Here is a 17,154-nt window from a genome sequence, read left to right on the forward strand (position 1 = left end):
CATTTTACCAGCATTGCTTACGTCATGGTGACTCGTTCGATCTTGCCGTTACCGATCACCATGCGATCCATACACAATTGGCGATGACCCGGCTCCGTATCCCCAATAATTCTGCGGTGATACACAATAAGCCATTCGTCTTCCTCTTGCAGATGCAAGTAACCATGATGGCCCGGACCATCCGCAATCGGCTCCTGGCGCTCCAGAATTGTGCCCTGATTCTCAAATGGGCCCAGCGGGTTATCGCTTACGCCATACGCTACGCGATAGGTTCCATTCGTCCAGCCGCCCATGGACCACATCAAGTAATAGAGTCCGTCCTTCTTGATCATGCAAGGACCTTCCACATATCCCTCCGGTGTGATGGAGCGAAGAATCTCATTGCCATCGTCCGTCAATGGTACGAATCCGGTCATCTCGTCATTCATCCGTCCGACGTTGCAATGTCCCCATCCGCCGTAATACAGATAGACCGTTCCGTCCTCGTCTTTGAACAGATGCGCATCAATCGGCTGGGCCTTGTGAATGAACTTATCTACAAGCGGCTTGCCCAGGTAGCCTCGGTACGGCCCTTCCGGGCGGTCCGCAACCGCGATCTCCAGACCGCCGATCTCCTCGTCCGATTGAATATCGTTCGAGGCAAATACGAGATAGTATTTTCCCCCGTGCTCGATATGGGTCGGCGCCCAGACGGCTCTCCAAATCCAAGGGAAGTCCGCCATTTCGATAATGCCTTCATGCTTCTCCCAATCAGTCAGGTTATCGGAACTGAAGGCATCCAGATTCATCTGCATCGTATATTCCGTGAAGGAACGGGTCGCGTAAATCCAGTGCTTTCCTTCGTATGTTCTGGCTTCGGGATCCGCATACCAGCCGGGGATGATCGGATTCTTAATGTTCAATGGCATGACAGTTGCTCCTTCCTGTGCTGTTGTGCTGCTGTGCTGTATAGCTAATCAATAGGTATTATAATTGCACTTTATCCATTTATTGCGGAAAAAACGGGAGATACATGATTAAATAACTGCATTTCCTGCAATTATTCTCCTCCTATTCCTGGAAAACGACTATCCGCAAGAAGGAATAAATGCCTTTTGTGCAACTATAATTATAAATTCGTTCCTTTTATCTGGCTTTAATTGCAGTTACTACAATTAAACACCGTCCAGCTTAGCGAATAAATCCGTCCGGCTTAGCGAAGCTAATACTTATACAGCTGCTCCTCTTCCTTCTCCCGGATCCAGACCTGCATAAAGCCCGGCTCCCGGTTGTCCCAGGCATAATAAGGAACGAACCGGCACGGCTTGCCGTCTCCATCCGTGCCTTGCAGCGCAGTCACGCCGCCCAGCAGATCCTCCCGATGCTCGACACGAAGCTTCCCATAGGCTGAAAACGTCATTTCATCGTAGCTCAGTCCGGGATGATCCACCTGCTCGATACAGTACACAACCGGCCCGCGCTGCAAGGCGATCCGGCCAACGTTCGCTTGTACTTCCTCCCGTGCGCGAATCAGCTCGACAGGCATATCAAGCTCAAGAAGAATCGTGTCGCCCTTGGACCAGTGCCGCTCAATCGAGAGATATCCGCGTTCCTCTAATGCTTCTACGCCGGATAGCCATTCTCCTCCCGCCTGAATGCGATAGCCCCTGCACCAGCCGGGCACGCGCATTTGAACGGTAAACACACCGCTCGTCTCCGGAGATACCTCCAGCTCGACCGTCCCGCTCCACGGAAAGGATGTACGCTGCTTTAATTGGACGGCGGTTCCGTTCTCCAGCGTAAGCTCCGCCTCGCCTTGAATATACTGATTGACCGCGATCCCTTTAGCTGTACGGGCATACACATATTGTCCGATTGAAGGGAGAAAGCGGGCCAGATTCGTCGGGCAGCAGGAGGTATCGAACCAAGGCACGCGATGATGATCCCCCTTCGAGGCGAGCGGATTCACGTAGAAGAACCGGTCCCCCTTCAGGGAAATACCAGCTAGTGCGCCGTTATACATTTCGCGCTCGACCACATCCGCGTATTTGCCGTCCCCGAACAGCAGGTTCATACGATGATTCCAGAATACCATGGCGATGGCCGCACAGGTCTCGCAATAAGCCGACTCATTCGGCAGATCAAAATCTTCCGTGAACCCTTCATTGTGATGGGACGGTCCGATTCCTCCAGTCACATACATATTGCGCTCCACCGTATGGGACCAGACGCGCTGCAAGGCGTCTAGATAGGCGGTATCCCCCGAGACATGCACGGCGTCGGCCATGCCGGAATACAGATACATGGCGCGAACGGCATGCCCTGTCACTTTCTCGATCTCCCGAACCGGAACATCGTCCTGGCAGTAGGCAGGCCCCCACTCCGGCTTATCCCAGATGGCGCCGACACCATGCCCATGACCCCGTTCTTCCATCAGCCAGTAAGCCAGCTTCCAATAGCGCTCCTCCCCCGTCGCCCGGTAGAGCTTGATCAGCGCAAGCTCGATTTCCTCGTGTCCTTCTACCCAATGCCGCTTGCCCGGGCCGAAGGTACGGTCGTAATGATCAGCCAGCCGGCATGCAACGTCCAGCAGCTGACGTTTGCCGGTCGCTTCGTAGTAAGCCACCGCGGCTTCGATCAGATGCCCGCCGTTGTACATTTCGTGTTTCTCCATATCACTCCACTTGCTCTCCGGAGCCACCAGCGTATAGTACGTGGTGAGGTAACCATCCGGCTCCTGCGCCGCCGCGATCAGCTCGATGATCCGGTCGGCTTCCCCTTCCAGCGCTGCATCCCTCTCCAGCATCAGTGAATAGGCTACCCCTTCCAGCACCTTATACACATCGGAATCGTTGAAATAGATGCCCTCGAACTCACCCTCGAGCAAGCCGCCAGCCTTAGCAAAATTATCGATCCGGCCCGTCTCCTCACATTTCGCCAAGCAGGCTGGCAGCGTCACCTTCTTCAAGACCTCCAGCCGCGGCCGCCAGAACATATCCGTCATTTTCACCTTCGTAAAAGGCACTTCCTGCCAGTTGCGCAGCTCCGATTGCTGTGCCGTCGTCATTGTGCGTTCCCCTCGCTTTCCTTATCCCTTCAGTCCCGTCAGCGTAATGCCCTCCAGGAAGTAGCGTTGCCCGATCAAAAATACAACTACACATGGCAATACGACCACCGCCGAGGCTGCCATAAGCAAATCCCATTGCGCATTATAGGTGCCCTGAAACATTTGCAGACCTAAAGCCAGCGTAAACAACCGATCGCTCTTTAAGTAAATCAAAGGCCCCATAAAGTCATTCCAGGAGCCCAAAAAGCTGAACAAGGCAACCACAATAAGCGCCGAACGGCTGAGCGGAAAAATAATTTTCAAATAAATCTTAAAATAGGAGGCCCCGTCCACGAAGGCCGCCTCGTCGAAATCGCGCGGAATCGTTAAATAGAACTGTCTGAGCAGGAAGATATTAAAGATCCCCCCGCCGAAGTATGCCGGCACGATCAGCGGATAGAGGGTGTCATAGAAGCCAAGCTCCTTCCAGCCAAGAAAGCTCGGGATCATCGTTACCGCGAACGGCAGCATCATGCTGGTCATCAGAATCGCAAAGACGGTATCCCGGCCCTTCCACCGGATCCGCGAGAAGCCAAAGGCGGCAATGCTGCTTGTCGCGACCGTCCCGATCAGCACGCCGAAGACGATAATGATCGTATTCTTAAAGAACACGTCAAACGGCAGGACAGTGAGCGCCTTATGGAAATTGTCCCAATGAAACGGCTTCGGAATCCATTCGGGCGGCATCGTGAAGATTTGCGACAGGTCCATCAGCGAGCTGCGGATAAGCCAGATAAACGGAACAACAAACAGGATCGAAATCAGTACAAGCGCAGTATAACCTGCGGCCATCGCAAGCTTAGAGGTTCTCATGGGCGCTCCCCTCCTTCATAGTACACCCAGGACTTGGAGGTTTTAAAGATGATATAAGTAAATACCATAATAATGACGAATAAAATCCATGCCAATGCCGAGGCGTAACCCATCTCGGTATCCCTGAAGCCGGTTCTCCAAAGGTAGAACACATAGAACAGGCTTCGGTTGTTCGGTCCGCCCTGGGTCAGAATATAGGCTTCATTAAAGACCTGGAAGGAGCCGATGATCGTCATGATCGTATTGAAGAAAAGCGTAGGCGTCACCATGGGGATCGTGATTTGGCGCAGCTTGCTGTACCAGCCTCCTCCATCCACTTCAATCGCTTCATAATAGGACTGGGGAATGCCTGACAGACCCGCCAGAAAAATAATGACCGTGCTCCCGATCCCCCACAGCGTAGTCAGCACCACGGAAGGAATGACGCTGCCCTCCGCATATAGCCAGTTACTTGTCGGCAGATGCAGCCAGCTCAGCATGGAATTCAATAATCCGAGATCCGGATTCATCAGCCACATCCAGATCATCGCCGATGCGATGGCCGGCACGATGCTCGGCAGGTAGATAATCGTCCGAAACATCGCTCTTCCCTTAACGTTCATATTAAGCAATAAGGCTATGGCAAAAGATATAATGATAACCGCAGGCACTCGAAGAACTACAAAATAGAAGGTAACCCCTAAGGATTGATAGAACAGCTCATCCTCCCCGGAGAACAGCCTCGCATAGTTGCTGAACCCGACAAAGGACGTTTGATCTTTGAATACGTTGAAATCCGTTAAGCTCAGGACCAAGCTTGCAATCATCGGTCCCAAGGTGAAAATGACAAACCCGAGTATAGCCGGCGCCGTGAATAACAGTCCGTACCATAGTCCCTTTCGCATCTCTGCCTCCCATCCCGAAGCTGCTGACTAAGAAGACGACGGTCCGCAAGCAGAACGTCGCCTTCCCGTCACAGCATTCGTTGCATCCACATCGAATTGACTACTTGATGTCCCGACGCCCTTGGACCTGCTCTTGTGCCTTGGCGGCGATTGAATCCATCGCTTCCTGCGCCGTCTGCTGGCCAAGCCATACTTTATCCAAGGCAGGATTGACGATATCCATGATCTTGTTGAAGTTCTTCACATAGCCGGTAGGCGTCTGATGACCCTTTGTCAGGATGACTTCAACGATGGCGTCATTATAGCCCGAAGGCCGTGCATCCAGATTCTCGGTCCATTTAGCAAGCAAATCCGGCTCGGTGTACCAATTCTTGTATGACGGCATCCAGGTGCCGCTCGTAATCATCTCGATCGAGGCCTCCGGATCAATCAAGGCCTTCATCAGCTCCCAGGCTTCTTCCGGGTGCTTCGTGGACTTGAACATCGAGAACATACCGCAGACGACGGTCGTTACCGGCTCTTTCAGGACAGGCATAACCCCTACGTTAAAGTTGAAATTCGACTGCGCCAGGCCAGCGGTTGCCCATTGCCCGTCAATCGCCATAGCGACCTTCTTCGTCTGGAGCGCGACGTTGGTTGCCGGAATATTCTTTGCCTGCACAGGGGAAGGCGACACATGATGCACGTTCATCATGTCCGATATTTTCTGCAGCGCTTCTACCGCAGCCGGCTGATTTAGAGCAAAGCTCTTGCCGTCCTCGGAGACGAAATCTCCGCCGTTCGAGTAAATGAAATTGCTGTACACGCCCCACCAGGTCGAGACACTGACCCCGTATTGCTTAATATTCTTAGGGTCAAAGTCGGGGTCATCAGCTGTTCTGCCCTTCGAATCGACAGTCAGCTTCTTGGCCACCTCGATGAACTCATCCCAGGTCCAGGCTTCAGACAGCTTGCTAGGCGGGGGGTCGATTCCGGCGTCCTTGAAAATGTCTTCATTATAGAACAGGCCGAAGGATTCCGGTCCGGGCCCGATGCCGATCACATTGCCTGGCTCCAGCGAATAAATAATGTTCGGGACGAGACTGTCCACGTTGATAAATTCATCTTTATCGAGGAACTCTTGGAGATTGTAAAACTTCCCTTGCTCTGCGAGTGGAAAAGCAATACTGGCCGATTCCATCATCGCGATATCCGGCACGTCGTTACCCGCTACCATCGTCGTCAATTTCGTATCGTAATCAGCCGCGATATGCTGCAGATCAACCTTGATATTCGGAAATTTTTCTTCAAAACGCTTGATGCCGAATTTGTAGGCCGCAACTTCTTCCGGCGAGCCCCATACGGTCATGCGCAGTGTGATGCTCTCCTTCGAACCGGCTTCGCCGGATGATCCCGAAGGCGAGGATGAGCCGCCGTCCGCGCCGGGCTTGCCGCAAGCGGTCATGACGGTAACGAACATAAGTATCAAAGCGGCGAGGACCAAGACCGACTTCTTTTGTCGCTTCATTTTCTGAACCCCTCTCGATTACATCCTTGAATTCATAGCTGCAGTCTATGATGACTTGATTATAGATTCTAAGGCAGCGCTTACATAACCCGAAGGTCTTTGGAATGGTGGACTAATTTTGGGGATGCAACGGAAGCCGAATCAAGACGCTTGTCCCCGACCCCGGCGCAGAGCTGATCGAGATGCCGTACTCCCCGCCATACATCAATTGGATTCGGGCAATCATGTTCTTGATACCGATCGAGGAGGATTCCTGATACAGAATGGCATACACCGTATCATCGCTCATTCCCCGCCCATTGTCGGCAATTTCGTAATGTCTGGTGTCGCCTTCGATCCAGCCGCGGATGTGAATAACGCCCCCTGTCTCCATCTGATCGAAGCCGTGCAGGAGCGCATTTTCAACAAATGGCTGAAACAGCAGGCGCGGAACCTTATATTCATACAGCCGCGGATCAATCTCATAGCTCACCGTAAACTTATCCTCAAACCGGGCCCCCATAATGTAAAAATAATTGCTCATCCACTCCGTCTCCTCCGACAAATGAACGGCTCCCCAGTCCTTGCGCGAGGTATAATGCAGCATATTGGATAAGCAGACGAGCATTTTGCTGAGCTCTTTCTGCCCGTTCTCGATGGCTGTCCAGTTCATGACGTTCAGCGTGTTGTACAGGAAATGCGGGTTCATCTGCATGCTGAGCGCCTGAATCTCCGCCTCCTGCTCCCTCAGCTTAATCTCGTAATTTTCCGTCACCAGGAGCCGGATCTGTTCGTTCATGCGGTTGAAGCGGTGCAGCAAAATGCCGAATTCGTCATTACTGTGATACGCGACCTGGGTCTGAAAGTCGCCTCCCCCTACAGAGCGCATAGCGCCTAGCAGCTTCTTGATCGGATTGGTAATCCGGTCCGCCATAAAATAAGCAAACACCATGGCCAAGATGCCCATAACAACCACCATCAGCAGGCTCGACGTCCGGATGACCGGCACCAGGCTGCTCACCAGCGTCGATTCCGGTGTCCACACTACCGAGATCCAGCCGGTAACCGACGAGCGATCGAAGCAGACAATGACCGCCTCTCCGTCGAGCGTCATTCTCAGCGTTCCGCTATTTTCCAGCTGCACCTGCTCCAGCCAGGGTTCTTTATATTGCTTCGCAACCTTCTCGGGATCACTGCTCGCAACGACTTGATAATCCGCATTCATCACCAAATAGCGGGAATTTTCAGGAAAGCTCTCCTCATAGAGAGACCTTAAGGCTTCCAATTTGAAGCTGATCGTGAGGACAGGACGCTCTACCCCGGGGGGCATCTTTTCGAGTGTCGTATTATCCAGATGAGAGAAGTCCAGATACCGCGTCGCAGAGAATAAATGGCGGAAATCCAGCTTACCCTCCTGCAAATAGGGCTGATCAAACATGTCTACGAAATCATAGGTGGGATACCAGACAATTTTGCCTCCGGCCTCCTGTGCCTTGCGATAGACATCGGATCGGGTAGGGTCCCCCTGCGGCAGCATCTGCCCAAAGGTGAAATAGGATGTCCATAACTGATAAGCATAGACATCCTCGTTCAACGTGAAATATTTGCTCAGTACTGAAGAGACCTGGCGGTCCGCGTCGAAAATATCCGCTGCATTGGAGGGATCCAGCTTGCTGAATACACGGAACAAGTCCTTATCTACGAAGAGGGCCAAGCTATTCTGCTCTATGATTCCCAGCTTCGTATCCATGAGCGCATTATTCTTCTTGACGATCTCATACACGTTTCGCTGCGCCTGCTCTGTCACCACCTGCAGACTCGTCCGATAATACACAACTCCGAGCAGGATGAGCGGAACCGCGATCAGAAAAATATAGCTTGCCAAAATTCGCGAACGGAAGGTTGTCTTCATTCCTTACGCTTCCTTTCCGGAAGTGAAGTATGCTTGTAAGCCTCTGGCGATATGCCGTGATGCTTCTTGAACACGCGGCAGAAATACTTTGTATCCTGATATCCGCATTCTGCGGAGATTTCGTAAATTCGGAGCTTATTCTCCGCGAGCAATTCCTTGGCCCGGCCCATTCGGATCGCCGTGACATGCTCGGAGAAGGTTCTTCCCGTCTTGCTCTTGATGAATGTGCTGAAATAGGACGGGTTAAAGAAAAAGTGCGCCGCAGCCCGCTCGAGCGTTAAATCCTCTTTTATATGCTCCCGAATCCATCTCAAGCAATTGGCGATGATGATCTCGTTCTTGTCCTGTTGAGACTGCCTTAGCGCATGATGAACCTCCCGCAAGCTGAGCTCCAGCCGGTCCATGAGCTCCTCATACGATCCGCAGGCCTGAACAAGCGCCGAAGCCGTCTGCGTAAGCTGCCTGCTTACCTTCCGGTCCACAAGCTCGTGTATTCTACTCTTGAGCTTAACGAGCAGCAGAGAAGCCTGTTCCTTGATCAGCGCAGGATGTGCATGACCGGCCTCCGATAACCGCGCGAAGGCTGTCCTGCAGCGATTGATCGCAATCTCGGGCTCATTGTCCAGCAGCGCTTCGAATAGCCTCTCCGAATCCACCGGGATCGGTTGATGCGAGCTGCGAGGCTGATCATACAGAAACAGTCCCTCCCAGCAGGCAAAGAAGTTATGCTCATTGGCTTCCCGGGCCGCCCGGTACGCTTGAGGTCCTTCGCTCACGATTGACTCGCAATACGAGCTGACTCCATGCGTTAGCCGGCCGTTTCTTGACAGCTCCGCGGAGAGGGATAGGGCGATTGAACGGATCAACGACTCCAGAGACGGAGCAGCAAGCGGAAGCGTTCGCACAATCGTGACCGCGCGGAGTGTCTGATCCTGAAAGCCGCTCCGGGGAATCGTCAACGCCTTTCCCAGCTTCGACCAGCCTTGCTCCAGACATTGCAAATAGGCAAGCTCGCCGATATGCTGTTCATCGGCCCCGGCGGTCTTTAGCTCGGAATAGATCATCAGTCCCCCGCCCTGCAGCCAGTCCATCTCGTCTATCTCCTCTTGCTCGGATGGCGTCAAGCTCCCGCTCAGCCAGGACAGATAGAGCCTGCTGCGGTAAGCCGAGGAAGCAAGGGTCAGCCGTTGCTTCAATTCCTCCGCCTCCCTGCGCTGGAGCGACTCGATACTGAGTTGAAGCTCGATCCGGTCGAGTAATCGTTCCACGTTCTCGACCTCCACCGGCTTCAATAAATAATCATAAGCGCCATGGCGGATCGCCTTCTGCGCATATTCAAATAGATTGTAAGCGGATACCATAACAACTTTAGTAAAGATCCTTTCTTCTTTAAGCTTCTCCAGAAAGGCCAATCCATCCATGCGGGGCATCCGGATATCGGTCAGGATGACCTGGGGGCAGTCCTCTCGGGCCTGCTCCAGCGCAGCGGTGCCGTCCTTCGCAGCCGTGACTTCAGCATCCGGCCGCAATTGTTGAATCAGATTCATCATTCCTCTCAGATGCCTTGGCTCATCATCTACGATCAGTATTTTCAACCGCATAACCCCCAGTCTGAATTATCTGTACGTCGTTATGATATAAGTTAAACTATTGACTGTACGCTAGAGGCAACGTGCGAGTCCCTTAGTTTAGCTTATATAAAAAAAACGCCATCACATAAGTGGGGCGTATAGGATCATTATATAATGCTGCATCCGGAATTCAACAGAGTATTAAAGTTAGAAAGGTGGATTATTTTTGTTTGATACTCCTCTATCTTGCCTTCAAAGAGCAATCGGCAGTCGGCGAAATACGGCAGCTCGCCCGGTTCGATCAGAGAAGGATCCTTGACATGGTCCATTACCTTGCCTTCGATGAAGACAGAGGCTACAAACTGCGAACAGAAGAAAGCATGCTCTCTCTTGGTCGGTGTATTAAGCATGACGCCAAATAAGCCTATAAAATTGTAGCGGTACCGCTCTTGTTGAGCGGCAATGCGCTGGACATACCGATACATCCTCTGATACTGATCAGGGGTAACAGAGAGCGCGTAGACGGCACATGCCGCCTCCTTAAATAGCTCCGAATGAAGATCTTCCCGGACGAAGCCTCCTATAAAAGGATTGTATGCGACTTTCCGTCCAAAACTGTATACCTCGGTCATTTCGACGTCAAAAGCGATGGAAGCATGATTATAAGGCTGTCCCGTGTAGCACTTAATCAGTCTGTTCAATACCGTCCCCGTATCCGAGAGAAGAAGATATATGGTTCGTTCCTTAGTCATCATACCCGCTACTCCTCATCCTGATATTCCAAAATATCTCCGGGCTGGCATTCCAGCGCCTGACAAATCGCCTCCAGCGTAGAGAAACGGATCGCCTTCGCCTTGCCGTTCTTCAGAATAGAAAGGTTCGCCATGGTGATTCCAACCCGCTCCGACAGCTCTGTCACGCTCATCTTCCGCTTTGCCAACATGACATCAAGATTAATTATGATCGCCATTGTCTTCACCTCAGACCGTTAAATCATTTTCGGATTTGATATCGATGGCGTTTTTCAGGAGCTTCTCAAGCACCGCCGCAAAGACCGCAATTACAAATGAGGCAAAAATGACGATCATCCCCATGAGAATAAGTCCCGGAGCATCGTCACGCTCGGCAATCAAATAGAGGAAGGGTTCGCTTGCCGCATACAAGATACTGATGGCAGCGCCGCAATACTTGATCCATCTTAAAGCCCGTACCGACAATTCCGAGAAAGCCTCGTTCTTGTCAATATAGCTTAATAGTCTATAGGCTTGAACCAGCGCCCAGAAATATGGAATGGCCGAGAGGTAAATGATGACTAAAAGGGGAAATACCCACGCGGCAGGATAAGTATCTGTTGCTTCCTTGATGATCGAAGGCAGCCCCCATGCACACAAGGCAAGCACCGGGAGCGCAATCAAAACAATAACAGCCTTCAAAAATAGCGTTTCGCGTTTCACAAAAAGCACCTCGCTTGGTTATCGTTATCTATATAAGTTCAACTAAAGATTGTACACTAGGGGCAACGTGTGAAGTGTTCTTACGATCGCTGTTGTTCGCAGAATCCTCTGATTAAATCAAATTATGGGCAGAATTCCACTCACAAAGGCGAACGCTATCGCTTCTTTAAGCACACTTCACACTTTTACCTTTTCTGCGTAGCTACTTAAGTTGAACTTATATAGATTATACTTATTAGTTATCGTTTTTCAATAAATAATTATTCACTATCAATATGTATTAACTGGCAACATGTTGATTGAGCACATGCAAAGACGGACGCAGTAAAGCGCCCGTCCGGATAGTGTGAGAGAGTCTCACTTTATCTTAGATGCTCATCTTTTTAAAGAGTGCTTCGCCAACAATTCAGAGATCACTTCAAAGGAATGCACTCCTGTGGCAATATCTACGATAAACTCCACTGCAAATTGCCGTTCCATACGCAGATGGTATCCGTTCAGCATGAAGAACGATTTTGTAACCAGATAGGCTGTGCGTTTGTTGCCATTGTGGAAGCAATGATTTTTCACCAATGATTCCAGCAACGCCGCACCCTTATCAAATAAGGTCGGATAAGCATCCTTCCCGAAAATACTCTGCTGTGGCCGATGTACCGCAGATTCTAACAGTCCACGATCCCTAACCCCTGCTTGATCTGCATCATTCATTCGATTCATCATGAAGTAGTGTGCAGATATCACTTCTTCCTTCGTAATAAAAAGAATCATTTTATCGATCCCTCAGGTCTTCTAAAATTCCTGTATCTTCCTCAAATACATCAAAGAATGCTTCAAGCACCTCTGGTCTCACATGATCGGGAAGCCGGCCCTGCCTGGCTTTTTTTAACACCACTTCACCATGACCATTTTCAATAAGCTCGATCTCATCACCCTGCGCAACATTCAGCTTCTCAGCTAAAGCTTTAGGGAGACTAACACCCAAGCTATTGCCCATCCGTCCAACCTTACGGGAATAACGAGTCTCCTTTGATTGATCATTCGTCACCTTGACCACACCATTCATTTTATTTGTTCCTCCTATAGTATGATCTACATACCAAAAGTTATAACTTATAAATGTAATAACCTTATAACATACATACATTTTATCAAAACCCCCTACGGATTCAAAGCCCTCGTTCATTAACCTTTGGTTATTTTTCACAAATAAAGGTTTTACAGTTTTGAAAACTATCTTATGATTAGATTGGGTTGGCAACCTTCACCTTTTTGTGAACGCGCGTTTATTGCCTGCCTATCATCCACTTTATAGGAGGAATGGTCATGCAATACGGTTACTTTGACGAGAAAAACAAGGAATATCTCATTACAAAACCGAATACGCCTGCCCCTTGGGCGAACTATCTCGGCTCGCCGGAATACGGCGCGATTATTTCAGGCAATGCCGGAGGATATAGCTTTGTAAAGTCCGGCGCGAACGGACGGCATATCCGCTATCATTTCAATTCCAAGGATGAGCCTGGACGCTATATTTATGTGCGGGATTTGGAGAACGGCGATTATTGGTCAGGCTCCTGGCAGCCGGTAGGCAAGGACCTGGAGCAGTACAAATCGGTATGCCATCATGGAACCGGATACACGAACATCGTTGCGGAATATGACAGCATCCGGACGGAGACCTTGTATTATGTGCCCATGAACAAAACCTATGAGGTATGGCGCATGAAGGTGCGCAATGACGGCTCCAAGCCCCGGAAGCTGGCGCTCTTTGGATTCGTCGAATTCACCAACAGCAACAACTACGAACAGGACACTGTAAATCTTCAATACACATTGTTCACTTCGCGCACCTATTACAAGAACAATAAGATTCTGCAAGTCATCAATGAAAATACGCCTGAGGAGCAAAGCTGGAGATTCTTCGGTGCCGCCGGTGCAGAGGTAACGGGCTACGATGGCGATCGGGATACCTTCCTCGGCGATTACCGCGGCTATGGCAACCCGGCCTCCGTGGAGAACGGCCAATGCGCCAATTCGCTGAACTATAACACCAACTCCTGCGGGGTGCTGCAGATTAATGTAGATTTGCAGCCGGGAGAAGAGAAGGAGGTTGCCTTCCTCCTCGGTCAGTACGAAGAGCAGGGGGCATCTGAAATTCTTAGCCATTACAAGGATTTGTCCGTTGTGGATAAGGAGCTTGAAGAGCTGAAGACCTTCTGGCACAGCAAGCTTAACCGCTTCCAGGTTCAGACGCCAAGCGATAATTTGAATAACATGATCAACACCTGGAATGCTTACCAGTGCTTCATTACCTTCATCTGGTCCCGTGCGGCTTCCTTCCAATACTGCGGCCTGCGTAACGGACTTGGCTATCGGGATACCGTGCAGGATATTCAAGGCATCATTCATCTGGATCATGAGATGGCTCTCGAACGGCTGCGCCTGATGATCTCGGCTCAGGTCTCCAACGGCGGCGGTCTGCCGCTCGTGAAATTCGACCATAATCCGGGACATGAGGGCACACCGGACGATCCGGAATATGTGCGTGAGACGGGACATCCTCACTATCGGGCCGATGATGCTCTGTGGTTGTTCCCAACCGTCATCAAGTATTTAAATGAAAGCGGAAATTGGGATTTCACGGACGAGGTGATTCCTTATTCGGATCGAGGCGAAGCTACGGTGTATGAGCATTTGCGCCAGGCGCTTCAATTCAGCCTCGATCGAATGGGCGCACACGGCATGCCGGTCGGACTTCATGCGGATTGGAACGATTGCCTGCGGCTTGGAGCTAAGGGAGAATCGCTGTTCGTTGCCTTCCAGCTGTACATGGCCTTTAAAGTGTTCATCGATATCGCGCAGAACAAGAACAAGCCTGAGGATGCTGCGTGGGCCCAGACTCTGCTCGAGGAGCTGGATGGGAACATTCAGAAGCATGCTTGGGAGAAGGATCAATTTGTCCGCGGCTTTACAGAGGATAACTACACGATCGGCTCCTGGGAGAACGATGAGGCAAAAATCTGGCTGAATCCGCAAAGCTGGGCCGTACTAAGCGGCGCTGCCCGTCCGGACCAAGCGAAGCTCGCCATGGACAAAGTGTATGAGAATCTGCGCACGGATTACGGAACCATGCTATTCTACCCGCCGTTCCGGAAATACGGCTTGCCTGTAGCGCTGATGGCCCTGTTCAATGCCTCCACCAAGGAAAATGCCGGCATTTTCAGCCAGCCGCAAGGGTGGCTCATTCTAGCGGAGACCATGATCGGCAACGGAGATCGTGCATTTGAATACTTCCTGGACTGCAGTCCGGCCAGCATGAATGATAAAGCGGAAATCCGCAAGCTGGAGCCTTATGTGCACGGACAGTTCGTCGAGTCCAAGGACAGCCCTTATCAAGGCCGGGCCCATGTCCACTGGCTCACCGGCACCGCTTCAACGGTGATGGTCTCCTTGGTCGAAGGTATTATGGGGATTCAGCCGCAATTTGACGGCTTGCGCATCAACCCGTGCGTTCCTTCGGACTGGAAGACGTTCTCCATGGTACGGGAATTCCGCGGCAAGAAGCTGAACATTCAGGTAGAGAACAAGAACGGCGTTGAGAAGGGCGTCTCCCGCTTCATCATTAACGGTAAAGAAATTCAGGGTAATCTGATTCCAATTAGCCTGATGGAAGAAACGAATGATGTTATCGTCTATATGGGCTAATAGGATATCTTCCCGATTAGACATCATTGCTCGCATTGAGCAGGGAAGTCACAATGCCCTGCTCGTGCGAGCTTTTCATAATGAAGCATCACTGCTAATCCCCGATAAGGTTGCTTTCTCTGAGAAATCGGATTAACTCACTATCGTTGCTTGCTCTATTAATAATATCCGTAATAAAATCTGCTTTACCCTGCGTATAAGCTACTCTGTCATGCTTGAATTCCTGTTCCAGCTTCTTCTTTAAATGATAATACTCATTCATTGCTTCAGGATTTCTCTTCAAGTACTCCCTGAACAACACATTCTCGTTCCAATTACGACCGTGATATTTATAGATGTGTAAGTGATGCGTTCCTGCTCGCCACAGACCTCTTCTGAAAAATAATCTCTCCGGAAATTCCGGCTTATAAACATATTCATAGCCGATGTCGTCCAGGCTTTTAATATAGGATTCATTCATTGAATTCAGGCTGGGTATGCCCGCCATAATATCAATCGTCGGTTTTGATCCCAAGCCCGCAACAGATGTGCTGCCGATATGCTCAATGACGACCTGAAGATCTCCTAGAGCAATTCTTATTTTATTTTTTTCTTCTTCAAATTCATTAATCCAATCCGAAGTGTATTCTGAAATAATGACTTCTTCCATGCTCACATCTCCTGTCTGCCTTATTGCCTTATTTAAAAGCTCCTCTGCCATTCGACTGGTAGGCAGCTATGATCCGTTCGGACTGATCGAGTCATCTACTTGCACAGACAACTGTTTTTGTACCTCCTCTTCAAACAGGCTGTCCGTTAATAGCTTCGCAAGAAACAAATGTGTTTTCTTCCTCAACCAGATTTGTTCCAGCTCGGATTCTTCATGAATAAACAGGGCTAGTTGAATTTGGTTTTCCTTTATATCTGTACAATAAAAAGCCTCTGTCAGAATAGAAATGGATGACCCGCCTTTATTCCCGAATTCTTTCATTTTAGTAGCATCCACAGGCTGCTCTAGCAGGCTTTTGAGCACTCCATTGATCGCATGGGGGAGCAGGGTTTCATTTTGAATGGCCCTCATCAAATTGGCGTAATCTCTTGCCGTGCCCCGAGGTTGTTTGCGGGACTCCATGAGCTGCAGCTCCCTGGCATAGCTCTTGCGTGTGTTCCATCGCTTGATTGCAGAGGAATCCTTTCCGTTGCCTAATATGTCATGAATGTTCATAGCATGGGCCATGTATTCTTCGCGGCTCATACCTTCTATGCTTAGCAGTGCTTCTTCGAAGCTAATCTTCTCCTGCTCCTGAACAAAAGAACAAATAAGTCCGGCAGACGAAAAAGGAAACAACCTGTCATGAGAGGTCATTGACAGATGCTGCAGGTTGGCATTGATAGCATCCAGCCCCAGTCTCTGCATTAAAAATTCCATATTGGCATTTGAACTTTGGATTAGCATCCCTCGTGCAATTTCAAACAGGGTGACCCTGTTCTCGATGATTTTATTTTGAGCTTTGACAGACTCCATCCATTTTTCATGGGCGCCGCCATCGGATCCCGGAATATAAAAGCGCTGAAGTTCCTCCAAGGGTATCTCTTCATCCTGATCCAGAGACTTATTCACAAGCTGGCGCGCAAATTCAACAGCTACGATTAATTTTGCCGTACTCGCCAGAGGTCTTTGTACCTCTGCATGATAGCTAATCATCTCGACTCCATTTTTGAGCATATACAACGAGGCTTTATCCGGATTGTTCTTGAGATAACTCAGAACATCATATTCTGTCTTCATCTGATTCTGACGTTTTGCTATAACCAACATAACAACAGCCAATAGAGCAATGATCATAAATGCAGCAACCACAATAACTATGAGCAATTTTTACTACTCCCCCTCTTGTCAATGGCATAGTCGCCGAGTTCAATATGCAGCCCGTAAAGCCACCCTTCAATCCACGGATTTCAAAGAAGACACCATGTCGATCTTCCTTAGCTTGCCGCTCATCATTATATTTACGGTCAACAAGCACAATAGTGTCAAACTGACCGCAATGAGATAGCTCGTGAGCTTGATATCGGGGATAATCATAACGCCTGATCCATGCCGCCTAGCAAATTGAGCAAGGTGCTCTTGCTCGACCCCGAAGGACCGGGAATCACGACAAACTCTCCTTAAAGAGCTCATATGGGTTCCTCGCTTCTCCTGCCCCGTAGTCATCTACAAGTAAGTGCAAATATGCTTTTTACTTGTCAATATCCAGGGTCTAT

15 protein-coding genes are annotated in these 17,154 nt (G+C 50.1%); 1 reads left to right on the top strand and 14 read right to left on the bottom strand.

Going from position 1 to position 17,154, the window contains the following annotated elements; all coding sequences use genetic code 11:
- Window positions 1–17: 17 nt before the first annotated feature.
- From TX85_RS16250 to TX85_RS16305, 12 genes are all read right to left on the bottom strand, one after another.
- Window positions 18–908, bottom strand: a complete 891-nt coding sequence (locus TX85_RS16250) for a glycoside hydrolase family 43 protein (RefSeq protein WP_233500769.1) — start codon at window positions 906–908, stop codon at window positions 18–20.
- Window positions 909–1,201: 293 nt separating this feature from the next.
- A complete protein-coding gene (locus TX85_RS16255) occupies window positions 1,202–3,046 on the bottom strand; it encodes a glycoside hydrolase family 127 protein (RefSeq protein ID WP_044480583.1) in 1,845 nt (614 codons plus the stop codon).
- 21 nt (window positions 3,047–3,067) lie between these two features.
- A complete protein-coding gene (locus TX85_RS16260) occupies window positions 3,068–3,898 on the bottom strand; it encodes a carbohydrate ABC transporter permease (RefSeq protein WP_044480585.1) in 831 nt (276 codons plus the stop codon).
- A complete protein-coding gene (locus TX85_RS16265) occupies window positions 3,895–4,782 on the bottom strand; it encodes a carbohydrate ABC transporter permease (protein ID WP_044480586.1) in 888 nt (295 codons plus the stop codon). Before TX85_RS16265 ends, TX85_RS16260 begins: the two co-directional genes overlap by 4 nt.
- Before the next feature lie 100 nt (window positions 4,783–4,882).
- Window positions 4,883–6,289 carry an ABC transporter substrate-binding protein gene (locus TX85_RS16270; protein WP_044480587.1) on the bottom strand — a complete coding sequence of 469 codons (1,407 nt, stop codon included), beginning with the start codon at window positions 6,287–6,289 and terminating at the stop codon, window positions 4,883–4,885.
- A 112-nt stretch (window positions 6,290–6,401) separates the two neighbouring features.
- Window positions 6,402–8,180, bottom strand: a complete 1,779-nt coding sequence (locus tag TX85_RS16275; RefSeq protein ID WP_044480588.1) for a cache domain-containing sensor histidine kinase — start codon at window positions 8,178–8,180, stop codon at window positions 6,402–6,404.
- Window positions 8,177–9,775 (bottom strand): response regulator, encoded by a 1,599-nt coding sequence (locus tag TX85_RS16280; RefSeq protein WP_044480589.1) that lies wholly within the window; start codon window positions 9,773–9,775, stop codon window positions 8,177–8,179. The genes TX85_RS16275 and TX85_RS16280 overlap by 4 nt, the downstream gene beginning before the upstream one ends.
- 143 nt (window positions 9,776–9,918) lie before the next feature.
- Window positions 9,919–10,503: a hypothetical protein gene (locus TX85_RS16285; protein WP_044480881.1), complete on the bottom strand. Its 585-nt coding sequence runs from the start codon at window positions 10,501–10,503 to the stop codon at window positions 9,919–9,921.
- An 8-nt stretch (window positions 10,504–10,511) separates the two neighbouring features.
- Window positions 10,512–10,721, bottom strand: a complete 210-nt coding sequence (locus tag TX85_RS16290) for a helix-turn-helix domain-containing protein (RefSeq protein ID WP_044480590.1) — start codon at window positions 10,719–10,721, stop codon at window positions 10,512–10,514.
- A gap of 10 nt (window positions 10,722–10,731) precedes the next feature.
- On the bottom strand, window positions 10,732–11,205 hold the full coding sequence (locus tag TX85_RS16295) for a DUF2975 domain-containing protein (RefSeq protein WP_044480591.1): 474 nt from the start codon (window positions 11,203–11,205) through the stop codon (window positions 10,732–10,734).
- A gap of 375 nt (window positions 11,206–11,580) precedes the next feature.
- Entirely contained in the window at window positions 11,581–11,973 is a 393-nt protein-coding gene (locus TX85_RS16300; RefSeq protein ID WP_044480593.1) for a type II toxin-antitoxin system death-on-curing family toxin, read from the bottom strand.
- Between the two features lies 1 nt (window position 11,974).
- A complete protein-coding gene (locus tag TX85_RS16305) occupies window positions 11,975–12,268 on the bottom strand; it encodes an AbrB/MazE/SpoVT family DNA-binding domain-containing protein (protein WP_044480594.1) in 294 nt (97 codons plus the stop codon).
- Between the two features lie 260 nt (window positions 12,269–12,528).
- Here TX85_RS16305 and TX85_RS16310 point away from each other — a divergent pair, with 260 nt between their 5' ends.
- Window positions 12,529–14,910: a GH36-type glycosyl hydrolase domain-containing protein gene (locus TX85_RS16310; protein ID WP_044480595.1), complete on the top strand. Its 2,382-nt coding sequence runs from the start codon at window positions 12,529–12,531 to the stop codon at window positions 14,908–14,910.
- A 94-nt stretch (window positions 14,911–15,004) separates the two neighbouring features.
- On the opposite strand, the gene TX85_RS16315 is transcribed toward TX85_RS16310, so the two are convergent.
- Both TX85_RS16315 and TX85_RS16320 read right to left on the bottom strand, forming a co-directional pair.
- Window positions 15,005–15,559: a GrpB family protein gene (locus TX85_RS16315; protein WP_044480597.1), complete on the bottom strand. Its 555-nt coding sequence runs from the start codon at window positions 15,557–15,559 to the stop codon at window positions 15,005–15,007.
- 66 nt (window positions 15,560–15,625) lie between these two features.
- Window positions 15,626–16,765 carry a serine hydrolase gene (locus TX85_RS16320; protein ID WP_233500771.1) on the bottom strand — a complete coding sequence of 380 codons (1,140 nt, stop codon included), beginning with the start codon at window positions 16,763–16,765 and terminating at the stop codon, window positions 15,626–15,628.
- Window positions 16,766–17,154 lie beyond the last annotated feature (389 nt).

Source organism: Paenibacillus antibioticophila (genome assembly GCF_000455265.1).
Classification (GTDB): domain Bacteria; phylum Bacillota; class Bacilli; order Paenibacillales; family Paenibacillaceae; genus Fontibacillus; species Fontibacillus antibioticophila.